The sequence below is a fragment of the Minwuia sp. genome, assembly GCF_048263705.1.
GTDB lineage: Bacteria > Pseudomonadota > Alphaproteobacteria > Minwuiales > Minwuiaceae > Minwuia.
Genome location: NZ_JBLXDV010000015.1, coordinates 32,072 through 47,092 on the forward strand (window position 1 = coordinate 32,072; position 15,021 = coordinate 47,092).

Genomic DNA, 15,021 nt, shown 5'->3' on the forward strand with positions numbered 1-15,021 from the left:
GTTGCGTCATAAATCTGTGTAACTGACAATATCCGATGCCTGAAGGTGGATTGTATTTGGCTGTAGAGAAGGCGCATAATGAGCAAGAACATCATTATTCTTTGCGACGGCACCTCCAACCAAGTCTCGCAATCACGGACCAATATTCTCCGCCTCTACAGCTGCCTCGACAAAAAGGCCAATCCGGTTGTCTACTACAGCCCCGGCGTTGGGACCTTGGGTGCGGATGGGACTTTCTTTCGCAGCCGCAGCGAACTTGCCGAGTTGTGGGGGCGGATAACTGGCTGGGGCCTCGATACGGACGTCAAAGAGGCCTACCGCTTCATCGTCGATCACTATGATCACGGCAAAGAAGACGAAGACGGTAAGCGCAACAGCGATAAGATCATTATCTATGGCTTCAGTCGTGGCGCCTACACGGCTCGTGTGCTGGCAGGGTTCGTCTACGCATTGGGCCTCTTGCCACCCAATCACATGAACCTGCTCGACTATGCCTATCGCGCCTACAAGCGCATTGGAGAACCGACCGGACTGACCGAAGACGATGGTGCCAACAGCCCCTTCGCTGAAATGCGCTTGTATGAGCGCAAGTTCGACACCACCCGCCCCCACATCCACTTTCTTGGACTGTTTGATACCGTCGCCAGCATGATCGAGCCGGTGAAAGGCGGCGTTGGTCTAAAGACCCACGCATTCACCGACAACAACTGGAGCGTGGCGCATGTCCGCCACGCTGTTGCCATCGACGAGCGCCGCACCCGTTTCCAACCGCAACTATGGCCACTCAACCAAGTCCATCGCCCGCAGTACTGGGTCGCCAACTCCGCGCACCCACAAGATGCTAAAGAAGTCTGGTTCAAAGGGTCCCATGGCGACATCGGTGGCGGCTATCCCGAAGATAAAAGTGCTCTCACCAAGTTTCCGCTTGTGTGGATGATCGAAGAGTCGCAGGCCTGTGGGATCAAGTTCCATCAGGGCAACGTCAGTGCCATAGCCAAAGGCCAGAACCATATCGATGAGCCGGGTAAATATGTAGCTCCCGACCCCTGTTCGCCGATCAACGAGTCCATGAACTGGCGATGGGCCCTCGCTGAATATCTGCCACGACGTAAGTCACGCCACGTCCGAACCAACCGCAAGGATCTCGGTGGTTGGTTTATTCCGCGGAAAGAGCGGCGGATCATCCCGCCCGACCCGGCGATCCACCCGTCGGTCTATGCCTGCGAGGACATCCACCCCAACGATCTGCACCCGAACCTGCCGTCGAGCTGAGAGGACATCCGCCATGAGCACACCAGCCGATCATTGGAAACCCTATCTCTCCGGCCTCCTGCTCCACAGCGAAACTCCCCTCGACGCGCCAACAGTCGCGGCCATCAAGACCAGCTGCGAAACGCTGATCGCAGAAATCAGCGACAAGCAGGATATACCGCGCACCTTTATCCCCGTCACACCGGCCGAGGGTGCCGTCGATGGACTGAAATGGGCCTCCCTGCACTACGAGGAATTGCGCTCGCCGCCTTGGCACACCGGTAAAGTGATCCGCGATCGCTTGAACCACATTGTCGTAATTGCCGCCTGGGATGGCTACGTTGTACTCAACTTCAGCGACAACGCCATGCGCAACCAGATTGTCCGGCGCATCAAAACGGCTCAAGACGCGCCGCTATCTGACCTGCGGATGCTCTCACATGACGAGATGAACCGGTGTTTGGTCGCAGACAATATTCGCACGCTCTGGCTCAGCGGCACCCACCGGCAATCAGCCGTCAAAGCCGATGGCAAAACCCTGTCCGGCCTGGAACTGGAGTCGGCCATCGATCCGCTCGGCGATCAAAGCTACTATTTCAGTTCTATTCGTTCTACCGTCCCAGCGCCCAATGTTGGAACCAAAGACACCCACGTCATCATCGGCACCAGCCCGCGCAACAGCCGCTTTTGGATCGGCCCGACGCCGGAATGGAATGACTATCTCCAGCGCACCAAGGCCCTTCTCACCCACGTTGCCGCACGGCACGCTGATACCTCGCCGGTCCCGCCAGTACTGCCGATGCTTGCTCAACAGGGCGGCCATTTGAGCGATATCGCCGCGCCATATGATGTCTCGCTGATCATCCCCGAATCACAATTTCCGGAAGCTGTTCCAGACGGCGATCAAAGCTGGCTGCAATTGTTCGCCGATACCGTCCAATTTGAAGTCTTACCTGATGACGACGATCACAGCTTCTACGCCCGCGTCCTGTGGCCGGATGGCGAGCTGGGTCAGCTTAGATTCTCGTTCAGTCAGGACACAGATGCGCCCGTGAAACTCGCCACCGAAGTCACCCGTTGGCAGGAAGGCGACGACGCAGACTTGCTGCAGCAGCTGTGTCGCAACCAAGACCTACTCACGATCTATTTCGATACTGGCCATACCTTTTCGCGCGGCGCGCTGTATCAAACAGCCTTTCGCGATCCCAAGTTTAATCGCTGGCAGTGGATTGCACTCGACGGTTTTGACTTGACCCGCGAGAAACCCACCACCATCAATGAAAATGACCACGCAGCCTTCGATCCAGCACGGATTGGCGCAGATGATGATGACTCACTATTCGGTTTCGTCGCACGGTTCTGGCCGCATGTCGCCACGCGCCAACCAGCAAGCGGATGGCTCATTTGCGATGACGGTTCCATGGAGTCGGCCGATTTCATTCACCTAGATGAAACCGACGGTAACCGCACACTGTCGCTGATCCACGTCAAGGGGAGCGGCAGCGATGCCGCAAGACGGCAAATCTCAGTATCCGACTATGAAATCGTCGTTGGGCAGTCGGTCAAGAACCTGCGGCATCTTGATCAGGGTATCCTTCATCAAAAACTGACCAGCTATGAAGGCGATGCATTGGCCGACACCGTCTGGCACAATGGCATTCGCCAGGCTAATCGAAGCGGGTTTTTGGACGTGCTGGCCAGTTTCGGCAGCAATTACGACGTCAAGGTCTACATCCTCCAACCTAGGATTCGACAAACCTACTGGAGCGCATTGCGAAACAATATCGCAAACGGCAGTGACGACAGCGCTAATGCTCGGCGTCTCAAACAACTCGATACCCTCCTGCAAGGAGCCGCCGCTGACTGCTTCGGCCTCGGTGCCGAGTTAATCGTGGTCAGCGACGCAGCCTGACCTCGACTGAACCGTACCGGGTCTACTGGAGGGTTGGTTGCGAGCTAAATGGAAAGTGAGCGGCGCAGCGTTCTTGATACTTTTCGGAAGGGAGAAACATGGCCTGGACCAGCAAACCAAAGAACCTCGCCACGACTGACACTGTCGGTCATGTGAGTTCAGATCCCAATATCATCGGGCGTGTTCCTGCCAACACGAGTGTCAGATTCACGCCACTAGACCTATATGGAGCTACGGCTCGCTGCAGCCACCTCAGTTTTGTCAATCCATCGATTTCTACTGCCGAGTCCGACACGGTCAAGAAGCTGGTCGAACCCCATGTGGATGACATCAGCCATGATTTCGCCATTCTCGCTTCCGCCGACAAGTTGAAAGATTTCGTCAAAAGCTACTTCACGGGGACCGTTGCGACGGGATTGGCCTATCTCGCCATGATCAATGAGAGCTATGTCTGGAGCGATCATTTCGAAAATGCAGGCGGAGGGAAGGCCAACCACACACGCAAGCCGGATTTCGTATTCGGCGGCCATGGTGTTGGCGTCGCCTTGATGGAATCCAAGGGCTCGCGGAGCGGAACGCTTGCGGGGTTCGATAGGGACGTGCTCGACGGTTACACTAGCCAGATCGAACCGCACCTGGGCTCCACAGTTGGCGGCGCGGTTGCGACGCATGGCTACTGCATCGGCGCTTGGCTTAAGTCGACTACCAAGGCCGAGCTTCGCGTTCACTACACCAAGGTTCCGGCAACGCCTGGTGGCACCGGCGCCAGGCCGCCTTTGGCAACAATTCAGCGGCATAATTTCGCTACCGCCTTTTCACTGGCGCACAGTCCCCAGCTGGGTGCTGAGTTGCGGCTGGGCGAAAGCCGCTATTCACGGATCGGCTTTCTCAGGACACATTGGCGAGGCCGGTACTGGCTCACTTATATTGGTCTGGGTATGTCCGATTTGCGGCGTTACGTGGAGCTGGATTTCGAGTTACTTTACTTCTTTGGGATGAATGCCAGTTCATTGCCTTGGCGCGGGCCGCTCATCTTTGCCGTCGAGGAGACGGTTGCGGTTGCTGCCCTCCGGACTTTTCTTGGGCGGGACCGATCGTCAGGCGCCGAAGAGGTTTCGCCACTTGAAGAAGGCGTTAGACGTGCGGCGGGCGAACACCGGGGCGAGGAAGATGGCGAAGGGGCGGTATTCCCTGACGGACTTGCAATCCTTGACCGAGCTCGGATCAAGTTGAAGTTTGAGCCAGTGTTCTGGGATGTACGGGCCGCGAGGCTTCTGCTCTGATGCTACGCCTCATGGAACGATATTCGCCAGTCTCGTTTATTCTGTAATTCATCATTTTGTCTCGCAACCGACGGTTGGAATCTCTTCTCATTTTTCTGGGCCCAGCGCCGTAGTGAAGTTTGGAGTAAATATAGAAGACGCTTTTCCGGACGGCCTCGCGATATCGATACGTGCGCAGCTGAATAACGAGCCGGCACAGCGCGCCGAGCCGCGATAATCTTGGCCACCATCGAAAGGCAGTTCTGCCGAAAACACCGATTCCTTACGGCGGCTTTGCCGCCGATAACAGGCTTCCCGGGTTGGATCAATGAGTGGCGGCTTTGGGCCGAAAGCAGACTCCGCTGATCATTTACATTTCATCCGGGTCGGCGCGCTTATGGGACGGCAGTGACGCATACGAGCACCTTTCCAGACAGGCAGGGCGAAGACACGGATGCTGTGATACCGCCTATACTTTACACCCGGCGTACCCGAGAGTGCACGAAAGGCCGAGCGACGACATCGCCACCCGGTCCTCGCGCTTCGTCTGCCAAGTGCTCTGTCGTCGAACGGCTAGCCTTCGAAGAACCCGCTAACGCTTTCCCAACGGCTCACCGCCTCGCACGCGCCGTCGTCGGTGACACGCTCTGCCGGGAAGCGCATCCAGCCGGGCAGCCAGCCTTCTGCCATTGCCCGCCCGTTGGTGCCTTCGGCCAGATCGAGCGCGATCCGGCGCTGGGTCTTCAGTTTCTCTGCGGCGTTGCCGTCCGCCACCTGCGTGCCCCCGATCGAGGTCAGGATGGCCTGCATGACCGTGCGGTCCCGGATCAGCTGGAAGAAGCCCCGGTCGGCCTGCCAGTGCTGCGCGGGATCGGTCTGCAGCCGGTTGCCCGCCGCCTCGACCATGGCGCTGCCCGCCTCGAGGGTCTCGGCCATCACCAGCGCTGCGACACGACCCACGTCCGCATCGTCGAGCCGCAGCAGCCGTGCGAACAGTTCGACGGTGGGGGCGACTTCATGGCCGGGCCGAGTTAGAGGCCCCTCGCCTTCGGGTCGCTCGAGCAAAGCCCGTATCTCGTTCTGCTCTGCCTGGAACAGAGCTGCCGCAGGGCTTGCCGCCACACTTTCCGCCACAGCTTCATTGCGGCTGGTACCCGGTTCGGGCCGGACCTGCCAGTGACCGGAGGACGCGGCGGCGTGGGCCACCAGCAGCCGGAGCGCCACACAAGGATCGTCCAGCAGCGAAAGCCGCACGGCGGCCAGCCGGTGCAGATCGAGATAGTCCTGCAGGGGCCGTGTGGTCTCGGACTTCGGCTGCGCCTCTCCGGCACCTGCTGCCGACCCGTCTGAGGCCGCCGCCCGCCTGCGGGCCTCCGCGTGGCTGATCCAGCCGTCATGGACACTCACGTCGCCCCGGTGCGAGATCTCGATGAAGACGTGGCCGCCATCCGCCTTCGACGCCTCAGCATGCTCCCAGCCGGCGAAGTAGCGGCCCGGCTCGAGGATGTGGACCGCCTGCCAGCCGTCGGCCAGCAGTGCTTCCCGTCGTGCAGCAACCGCCGCGTTCTGCATCTGCCAGAACAGCGCCGTGTCGGCGAAGTAGCGCTCGTCGCCGAACAGGTCGGTGACGATCCCACCGTCATAGGCTGCCACATCGAAGATCGCGGCGGCGACCGGGATCGACTGACCGCCGAACAGCCAGTCCCGCAGCGCCGGTCCACGCGGTGCATGGTTCTCAGGGTCACGGAACAGCGCCAGCCATGCCTTCTGCTGTGCCTTTGACGCCAGCGTCAGATGGCGGATGCTGGTGGCGTCGATCTTGCCCGCCCGGAAGGCGCTGCGGATGCCGGGCACAAGATTGCCGAGTGCCAGCCGCCGTTCGACCATGCGTTCGGTCACGCCGAAGGTCGCGGCGATCTCTCCGACGCTCCGGCCCTGTCTCACAAGTCTGGCGAAGGCTTCGTACTGGCTCATCTCGTCGGGGGCGAGACGCGCTACATTCTCGAGGATGGAGGCTTCCAGCGCTGCCGCGTCGTCACCCGGTTCCATCACCGCGCAGGGCAGCGGTTCCGGCGTGCCCTTGTTCTCCTCCGCAACGGCCAGGGCCGCGAAGTAGCGCCGTCGTCCGGCGACGATCTCATAGCGTTCTTCACAGTCCGTTGGCCGCACCAGCAGGGGCTGGAGGACACCCCGGCTTCTGACAGAGGGCAGGATATCGCCGATCTCCGGCTTTGCGCGGGCGTGGCGCATGTTCACTCTGGAGACGTCGAGCTGATCGAGGGGGATGTGTCTGAGCTGCATGGGACAGGTTCCTTACCGTTGGTGTTGCGCCGCCTCCGGTCTGCGGATGAGTGCGGAAGGGATGAGTTCGGCTGGGTAGGTCCCCATGTCTTGTCACCGCGCAGGATCGCCTCTCGGCTGTCCCGCAGTCGGACCATGGGGTCGCACGCCATCTCATCTTCCGCTCCGCAGCTTTCCCCGGCAGGCGGGGTGGGCGGCGAGAAAGTCCCGGCGGACCGGGCCAGGGAGCCGGCCTGCACCCCGCAGGGGCCGCAGCGCCAGCGGAGGACTTGACGCTTCGGCGGAACGCCGGAGCGGAGAGTTGCCGGACGGCGGGCCCGGTCCAGAAGGACGCGCCGCCCATACCGCCGCACCGGGAAAGCCCTTCTTTGACCACGCCGGCCCGGCGGGACGGTGGCACCTGGCCGGTCAGCGATCGGCCCCTGCGTCTGTGCTGATGCCCGCACACGCCGGGGCACCCGTGACAAACTGTGGATAACCGCCTTCGGCGGCGGCCTGCTTCACGTCGATCGGGAGAGTGCCGGGCCATGCTCCGGCGACCGGCGCATCCGGTTGCAGGGCTGGAACAGGGGCTATCTGACGGGACGGCATGCCTTTCGACAACAGAGACATGCCGCTGTTGACCGGCGGTCCCCGCAGCGTTGACTGCGGCGGTCTGGACAGCGCTGTCTGCCGGCATAGGCTGAAGGAACTTCTGATGACGCTCCGGAACCGCCGGGTGCTGCGGGACCGGAGGTGCGGGGCGGCAAGCCCCGCACTTCTCGCCACCTTCATGACCGTGGCGGCCGGCGGGGTCCGGTAGCGGTCTGCACACCGGAGGTGTTCATCGTCGCCGACAGGCATTCAGCTGCTGCTTCCTGTTCCGGGCACAGCACCACCAACGATGCCGCAGTCAACACCATGGGGACTGCGGCGGGGCTGTGGATGCACCGGCAGGCGGTACACTGGGAGGCATTAGCCCCTAACCCGTTCTTTCAACCATGTTCAATGAATTGTCACTCGACCTCCGGGTCGCCCGCCGTCAGGCGGGACTCACGCAGACCGATTGCGCCCATCTTCTGGGCCTCAGCAAGCAGCTCGTCTCCAGGATCGAAAAGGCTGAACGCCGGCCGACTCCAGAAGAGGCCGCAATCCTGTGTGTGCTCTACAACCGTTCCTTCGAAAGCCTGTTCGCCGCGGTCCTGTCCGACGCCGTGCGTCTGCTCGACGCGCGCCTCGGCACCCTGCCGCCACCGCCGTCGCACTGGATCGCCACCTACAACCGCCAGCTCACGCTTTCCTCGCTCGCCGAGCGCCTGGCGGACGATAACGCCCGGGACCATGGCAGCTAGGGCGAAGGGACCGCGCATGATCGTCTGTGCCATCTCGACCCAGGGCCTGGCGACGGTCTGCCTGAGCGGCGCGACGCTGAAGCACTGGCAGCTCTCGCGAGCGCTGCTGGCCGATCATCAGAAGGCGCGCTCGGGCCTTCGCCTGCTGGCCCTCAGGTTCGAGATCGACGCCTTTGTCATCGAGAACCCGTTCGATCACTGCCGCAAGGGCCTGAAGTCCCGGTCCCTCATGCAGGTGCTGATCCAGACCGTCGAGGATGAGGCGTTCCACGTGATCCGGCTGCGCCGGCTGCGGCTCTACCAGAACCGGCTGGCCGAGGCGCGGGCGATGGCATTCAGGTTCCCGCCGATTGCGCCGCACTGCCCGAAGCCCTGGCCGCCCCGAACCAACCCGCCACGGGACATTCTCTACTTCGAGGCCCTGGCCATGGCCGCACAGGTGCTCGACAATCCAGGTCTTGCCGCGCCTGCCGTCCCGACCGGCACGCCATAGTCCACGACCGCATCATGGCGCGGCTTCCTGTACCGCTGGCACGAAGATGGAGGTGGCTGCCGGGGATCGGCAGACAACATTTGGATATTCTGCCAGGGTCAGACCCCATGCAGACATGTTCACAGAAATATCGGCCCGTTGGTGTGACGGTTGGTTGTGGAGAATGAGTGTGCGCCGGAAAATCATTGTCTGGGCAAATCGGATCAAACAGGAACTGGTCGCGCTTTATCTGGCAGCACGCGACCCACGTACGTCCTGGTATGCCAAAGGCGTGGCAATCGCGACGGTGGCCTATGCGGTGTCACCAATCGATCTGATCCCGGATTTTATTCCGGTACTCGGATATCTCGACGACCTCCTGCTGGTTCCACTCGGGATCTGGCTGGCAATAAGACTGATTCCGCCGGATGTCATGGAAGACAGCCGCCGCCAGGATACGAACCTGGCCGGGTACCCCGGCGGTCGCGTCGCGGCAGGTGTCGTCGTGCTGATCTGGTTCGGCCTCTCCGCTGCAGCAATACAAGCCGCATATCGGATTCTGTGAAACACTGGAGAGACCAAGCGTTGATGCAGGTCGCGGTATTCAAGGGTTTTCCTACCGCTCCCTCTCGCTCGCGAGACTACGACGTGTGACAGGCTGGAGAGCAGTTTGCGCATCCGTTGGCTTTCAAGTAATGTTTTTTGGCTTCACGTACAGCCCCTTGGCAGCCCGAAAAATTGCCAAGATAAAGACGATTTTTCTCGTCGGCGGGCGTTGGGCAAACATCAACCTGATGGACTTCATGGTCACCGTTGTCCTGCGCGTTCTTGTTCACGTAGTAGCTGGGCATCTCATACCTCATACCTGCAGTTTCGATCCTGCAATCATGTGTGAAACCACAATGATTTGCAACCATGTGTTGTATTCTACATATCCAAACTGACTTCCGGTGCCCGCCTTTACTCCTCCCGCTCAGAGGTTGGCACATCACGCTTGGACCAGAACCAAGTCTCGATCCATCTCCCTCGCACTACACCCGACTGATATCGAAGCTGCCGGACGCGGCCCTCAGCCAGTGCCGGTCCAGCAGGTCGGCGATCGGGTCCTGCGGTCGGAACACCGGCCCGAACCCCTCGAGGGCCGTGAACAGCAACCAGGGTTCGGCAGAGCCTTCATTGCGCGTCAGCCGAACCATCCGGTCGATCTTTCTTTCCTCGGTCCCGACGATCAGCACCAGCAGGGGGGCGGTGAGCCTGAGGTGGTCCCTGTAGAGGCCGCCGCCGACATAGGCCCGGTACTGGGCCAGGGATCGCATCCAGCTCTTGCGGTTCCCGTTGGCCGTCCGCATCGGCTCGGTGCCACGGTCGGCCTCGACCAGGAAGAACCGGTATCGTGGTCCTTCGCTTGTCAGATACTGCAGACCGAAGAGCGCATCGGGGATGAGATCCTTGATGACGGTCCTGCCGGTTCCGGGATCCCGGATCGGGGTGGGGAAGCGCAACGGCGCCCCTGCCCGCTCCAGCACCTGCCAGCCCGGTATGAAGCTGAGATCATCGCGCGCCAGGGTGGCCAGCTCGATCGAGGCGGTGATGCAGGCGGTCATGAAGCCGTGCAGCCAGGGCCCGGAGGGGCGGGACACATGGTCCGAGTGAAGCCCGGCTTGCTTCAGGGCGGCAAGGGACGCAGGGGTCAGATCATGGACCAGCTGGTTATAGCGGCTGTCGATGGTCCGGAACTGCTGCAGCGGCCGCGACAGATAGGTACCGCCGTGCGGCGTCTCCGCTTCGTTGAAGAGGTCGGTCAGGCGTTCCTTCGCCCGTTTCTCGCTGCGGTGTTCACGCGCCGAGAATGCGTGGAGATATGACGATGGCAACGGCCCGTGCTCGTGGATCTTGCGGAACCAGAGCAGATCGCGGGGCCGCGGACGGATGCGCTTGCCCGTCGAGACCGGCTGCAACCGCTTGCGGCGCCGGATCGTGTCGAACCCGGGTGCCGGCTCGGCCATCTACCAGTCCGTTGTCGCATCGGTCGATGATGCGCCACCGGTCTCTGTCGCGGCAGGGGACTCTTCTGCAGACACGCCGGGCGCGTCGTCCGTGCCGGTGGTGCCGGCCGTGTCGTCAGTATCGACCATGTCCGCAGTGCCGTCCGCGGGGATCGTGTCGACACTCGGCCGCCCGAGCTCGGTGTGGTGGATCGCATAGCGGGCCCGCATCCGCGCCTGAAGGCTCTGCCGTGCCTCCGGCGGCATCGTCGCGCGATCCTCGAGCGCGCCGAAGGGGAAGGACAGCGGCACCGCATTCGGGGTCTCGCCCCTGACGAAGGCGGCAAAGCTGCCCCTGGGCCTTGTCTCGATCAGGGCGGGATCGCAATGCAGCATCGGCGCGAGCGCACGGGCGTCTTTGGCGGAGACCCCGCCGGCGAACTTGATCGCGGTGTTGGCGGCGAAGGCGTCCTGCAGCTTCGGCTCCAGCTGTCCCAGATACTGATGCGCCAGCACCATGCCGACCCGGTACTTGCGCGCCTGGCTCAGGATGATGCCGATGTTGCGGTCAAAATAGTCCGCCGCCTCGTCGACATAGACGAAGGTCGGCATGCGCTCCCTCTCCGGTAGCGTCGCCCGTTCCTGTGCGGCCTGGGCGATCATGGCGATGAAGAACCGCCCAAAGATCTCCGTGCCCTGTTCCTTCAGCAGGTCCTTCGCCGTGTTGATCAGGATGATCTTGCCGGCATTCATCTCGGCAAACAGGTCGAGCTTCGATCTGGGATGGGAGAACATCCGCTCGAAGGTCTGGTTCTCAAGGATGCCCCAGAGGCGGCGCAGCACCTGCTTCTTCGTCTGTTCGAACTCCCTGGAGGCGAACTCGGTCTCGAAGAAGTGGCGTGCGGTGCCGGTCAGCTTGTCGATGTGCGCGGCGAACCGTACCTCGCTGCCTGGTTCCATCAGTTCCCGCAGCGTGTGGATGGTGGCATCGGGGATATGCAGCATCAACCGTGTGACATAGCGGAAGATGACGCTCTGCTTCTGGGTCATCTCGGCAGCCAGCAGGGAGCCCAGCACGAAGTCGTAGAGCTCAAGGATGGAGTTGGTCAGCCGCTCCCGCTCCAGCGGCGCGTAACCCTGCAGCCGTTCGATGCCGACATCGAAGAGGTTGAGCGAGACCGGCCATTCGACATCGGTCGGATCGATGATGACGATGCGGTCGGCGAGTGCCCCGCCTTCCGCGAACTCCGCCAGGCCGGAGAGGGTGCGGATCAGGTCGTCCTGGCTGTCGAGGACCACGACGCTGCGTTCGCCCCGCGCCACCGCTTCCAGATCGTGGCCGATGAGATATTGCAGGGTCTGGGTCTTGCCATGTCCGGAACCGGCGATGATGTGGTGATGCTCGAAGCGGGCGGCCGCCGGGATGGTGAAAGGCACTGCCTGATCGAAGACATCGAGTAAGGGGGTGCCGCCCAGATAGGCGCTCACCCGTTCCGCGGGATCCGCGATGTCGGACTTCGACGGCAGGCGGGGCGTGCGCTGAAAGCTGCGCGGGTCGGCCGCCGGGTTGCCGCCCGAGGCCGCGATCAGGTTGCGCTCCAGCCGGTCCCTGTGGCGGCTGAACAGGCCGAGCGCCTTCAGCTCATCGCGGAAGACCGACGCGCAGACGGCCTCGGTGATGCGGCCGACATCCCCGAGGCTGCGGATCAGCGGCACCGGCATGCGCATGCCGTCGGCCGTGCACGCATCGGAGGCCAGTGCGGGACAGGCGTCGTGCATCAGCTGGGTGATCCCGGCGAAGGTGTCGGCCAGCTGTTCTCTGACGGTCGGGTAGTTCTCCAGCAGGTGCTTCTGTGCCGTGAGCTGGTCCCGCAGGTCCCAGAGCTCTGTGACCGAAGCCCGTGCGCTCAAGCCGGTCTCCGGCAGGATGAAGAGGGTCTCATAGGCCAGGCAGCGGTCGATCAGACCGGCGACGGTCTCCCGCTGCACGTGGGTCTCCGGCAGGCCGAGCCGCAGCAGCACCTCGGTGGCCAGGTTCTGGACCAGCCCGTCCCTGCCCTGGGGCTGCAGCAGGCCGTGACGGCGGAACAGGCGGCGGACATCGTCATGGAGAGACTGCACTTCCTGCAGGTCGCCCGGCCGGAACAGCCCGTGGATGAAGGCGTGGGTCCGGGCGGCGAGATGCAGCGGCATCAGAGGCCCTTCAGGATCACCTGCCGGGCCTCGTCCTTCGGCAAGGGCTCGATCTTGTGTCTCTGTGTGCCATCCCAGTGCCGGGCGCTCTCCATGACCTGCCGGAGATAGCCGGTGATGGTCTCGAGCCAGGCTTCCTTGCGGGCCAGCTCGATGACGCTCGGACAGGCGAAATGCCGTCCGTGCAGCAGGTCCTTCACGAAGATGGTCTCGCGCTTCTCATGGAAGAACCAGTAGCCGGCACCGGCCCCCGCAGCCAGACCGAGCGCGACGGCGATGCTTGTGCCGACAACGGCCGAAAGCAAGCCGCCGGCGATCAGGAAGACTGCGACCCCGATGAGCGTGGCAGTGCGCAACAGTCTGGGCTGGAAGGCCTCGATCAGCACCGCATTGTCGAAACCGTAGCGACCGACCAGCGCATCCTCCGTCTCGTCCAGCTCAATCTTGCACCAGAGATTGAACCGGACCTTCGAGAATCTTCCCTCGGTCTGCGACCGTCCAAACAACAGATCCATCACACCCACCCTCTTAAGATGCAAAACATTCAACATGCTCGCCTGCATGACCGTCAAGCGGGAAAGTGAAGCTCCGGCAGATCACGCGCGAGATAAGGGTGGCGGGTGGGTGTTCTGAAGCTGAAGAAGTGTATGAAGTCGCGGAGCATGCCCGGCCGGACCTGAGACGCCGTGGTCAGCGTTGAGCATGGATGGTGGGGGATCGGTGCGACGGAGAAAGGGGGATACAGCTACCGCGCAAGATTCTCGACGGCATCTCCCCTGGAAGATCAGCGAGATCTGGTACTCTGAGCGTCGGGAGTGAAGCGGAAGGATCAATGTCAGGCTGAGAATGAGCCGAAGGATCGGAGTGGTCAGAGCTGCGACTCTATCCAACTCAGATTGCCCGGCGGTCCAGACTTGGGGAGCGGAGCACAGGTCACTTACATGCAGATTCAATTTACTCAGGTGCGTATCCGGCGGTCCAAACAATGGGTTCATGCATGGGCTCGGTGCAAAAATCGCCCGGCTCTTAAAAAGTCGGGGGTCACGTCAAGAGTGTCGAACGAGACGTATGCTATAGAAATGTCTCAAGACCTCGGCCCAGCCGCTGATGTGCCGAGAACGAAGGCTGCTGTTCGTCGCCAAAATTCGTCGCAGCACTCGTCCCGGGACAAAGGACGCTTCGCCCCGGGACGGTTTTTTACTTCGCCTCTGGCGGAACGAGGTCGTCGGGGACCGCCCAGCCGATTTCCCGGTAGTACCTGTAGGCACCGACGTGCAGTGGGAGGTTGGCTTCGGTGAAAATCGTATCCCTTTTGAACACCTTCATCCATGGCGCGGTCTGATGGACCTCGTCGATGTTTTCCCAGAAGGCTTTCGTCATCCGGTAGACATCTTCGTCATTCACGTGGCTGCCCACGCCGAGGCCAACCCAGCCGGTCACCGTAGTCACGTCCTCGGTGTTGACCTGATTCTCGTATGAACCCGCAGGGATCGTCGTCGGCGTCCTGCCTGGCACCTCCAGCATCTTCTGCATGACCTCATTGTCCCACGCGTCATCGGGAATACTCAGAAGCCGGATATTCGACACCAGGGCAAACTGCTGGATGACCGGGCTCGGCAGTGTCGTCGGGATCATGTACGCGTCCATCTGCTTGTCGAGGAACGCGGTCTCGGCCGACTGCCAATCGTACCGCATGACTTCGAAATCTTCGCCAGGCTTGAGGCCGGTCGCCCCCTCAACAAACTGCATGGCGACCTTGGTGGCCGCGCCGGCGGGCGGTCCCAGAAAGACCTTCTTGCCCTTCAGATCCTTCATCGAGGTGATGCCGGACTCTTCATACACGACGACATGGAAGGGGCCGATCGGGTAGTTCATGATCAAGCGCAGCTTCGAATTCAGTTCCTTTGCGTTGTTCACCTTCGCAAACATCGCCGATTGCGTTTGCATGTAGTGATTGATCCCGGTCGCGCTCAGGAAGAAGTCGACCTGCCCCTTTGCAGCGTCCACCGCCGACTTGGTGGCCGGCTTCCCGATCGAGATCTGGATTTCGTAAGGCAGATGCTTCTGCACAACCTGTGAGAAGGCAATGCTCAGTTGTCCGGGTCCTGATCCGGCCGGCAAGCTGTCCATGGTGAAGAACTTCTTCTCCTGCGCAGCCGCTCCGTGCGAAAGCCCCACGGCCGCGGCGCACGCGACCAGGGCAGACATGAATGCTCGTCTCTTGATCACCAGTTTTCTCCCTGTTTCAGATTGTTGTCTTCAGTACTTCTGGCATCGGCCAATCAGCGCGTCTGCGGAAGTGGCCCGGCCGTGA

The 15,021-nt window shown here is 61.7% G+C and carries 12 protein-coding genes; 6 read left to right on the top strand and 6 right to left on the bottom strand.

All coding sequences use genetic code 11. From position 1 onward, the window contains the following. Positions 1 to 78: 78 nt before the first annotated feature. From ACN0X7_RS17715 to ACN0X7_RS17725, 3 genes are all read left to right on the top strand, one after another. Positions 79 to 1,272: a T6SS phospholipase effector Tle1-like catalytic domain-containing protein gene (locus ACN0X7_RS17715; protein ID WP_417519733.1), complete on the top strand. Its 1,194-nt coding sequence runs from the start codon at positions 79 to 81 to the stop codon at positions 1,270 to 1,272. Between the two features lie 13 nt (positions 1,273 to 1,285). Continuing rightward, the gene (locus tag ACN0X7_RS17720; RefSeq protein WP_417519735.1) at positions 1,286 to 3,163 is read left to right on the top strand and encodes a hypothetical protein; all 1,878 of its coding nucleotides are present in this window, start codon (positions 1,286 to 1,288) and stop codon (positions 3,161 to 3,163) included. A gap of 98 nt (positions 3,164 to 3,261) precedes the next feature. Continuing rightward, positions 3,262 to 4,446, top strand: coding sequence for a hypothetical protein (locus ACN0X7_RS17725; protein ID WP_417519737.1), 1,185 nt, complete (start codon positions 3,262 to 3,264; stop codon positions 4,444 to 4,446). Between the two features lie 552 nt (positions 4,447 to 4,998). Here the strand turns inward: ACN0X7_RS17725 and ACN0X7_RS17730 are convergent. Beyond that, positions 4,999 to 6,726, bottom strand: coding sequence for a ParB/RepB/Spo0J family partition protein (locus ACN0X7_RS17730; protein WP_417519739.1), 1,728 nt, complete (start codon positions 6,724 to 6,726; stop codon positions 4,999 to 5,001). 980 nt (positions 6,727 to 7,706) lie between these two features. Between ACN0X7_RS17730 and ACN0X7_RS17735 the strand changes: the two genes are divergently transcribed. The 3 genes from ACN0X7_RS17735 to ACN0X7_RS17745 all read left to right on the top strand — a co-directional run bounded on the left by ACN0X7_RS17735 (position 7,707) and on the right by ACN0X7_RS17745 (position 9,094). Continuing rightward, complete coding sequence (locus ACN0X7_RS17735; protein WP_417519741.1) at positions 7,707 to 8,057, top strand: helix-turn-helix transcriptional regulator; 351 nt, start codon at positions 7,707 to 7,709, stop codon at positions 8,055 to 8,057. A 16-nt stretch (positions 8,058 to 8,073) separates the two neighbouring features. Beyond that, on the top strand, positions 8,074 to 8,550 hold the full coding sequence (locus ACN0X7_RS17740) for a hypothetical protein (RefSeq protein ID WP_417519742.1): 477 nt from the start codon (positions 8,074 to 8,076) through the stop codon (positions 8,548 to 8,550). A gap of 163 nt (positions 8,551 to 8,713) precedes the next feature. Then, complete coding sequence (locus ACN0X7_RS17745) at positions 8,714 to 9,094, top strand: YkvA family protein (RefSeq protein ID WP_417519743.1); 381 nt, start codon at positions 8,714 to 8,716, stop codon at positions 9,092 to 9,094. A gap of 76 nt (positions 9,095 to 9,170) precedes the next feature. Here ACN0X7_RS17745 and ACN0X7_RS17750 read toward each other — a convergent pair whose 3' ends face one another. From ACN0X7_RS17750 to ACN0X7_RS17770, 5 genes are all read right to left on the bottom strand, one after another. After that, entirely contained in the window at positions 9,171 to 9,380 is a 210-nt protein-coding gene (locus tag ACN0X7_RS17750) for a hypothetical protein (protein WP_417519745.1), read from the bottom strand. A 180-nt stretch (positions 9,381 to 9,560) separates the two neighbouring features. Then, entirely contained in the window at positions 9,561 to 10,535 is a 975-nt protein-coding gene (locus ACN0X7_RS17755; RefSeq protein WP_417519747.1) for a replication-relaxation family protein, read from the bottom strand. Then, on the bottom strand, positions 10,536 to 12,707 hold the full coding sequence (locus ACN0X7_RS17760; RefSeq protein ID WP_417519749.1) for a type IV secretory system conjugative DNA transfer family protein: 2,172 nt from the start codon (positions 12,705 to 12,707) through the stop codon (positions 10,536 to 10,538). It abuts the gene before it with no gap. Continuing rightward, positions 12,707 to 13,222 (bottom strand): hypothetical protein, encoded by a 516-nt coding sequence (locus ACN0X7_RS17765; protein ID WP_417519751.1) that lies wholly within the window; start codon positions 13,220 to 13,222, stop codon positions 12,707 to 12,709. The genes ACN0X7_RS17760 and ACN0X7_RS17765 overlap by 1 nt, the downstream gene beginning before the upstream one ends. A gap of 682 nt (positions 13,223 to 13,904) precedes the next feature. After that, positions 13,905 to 14,936 (bottom strand): TAXI family TRAP transporter solute-binding subunit, encoded by a 1,032-nt coding sequence (locus ACN0X7_RS17770; protein WP_417519753.1) that lies wholly within the window; start codon positions 14,934 to 14,936, stop codon positions 13,905 to 13,907. Between the last annotated feature and the right edge of the window lie 85 nt (positions 14,937 to 15,021).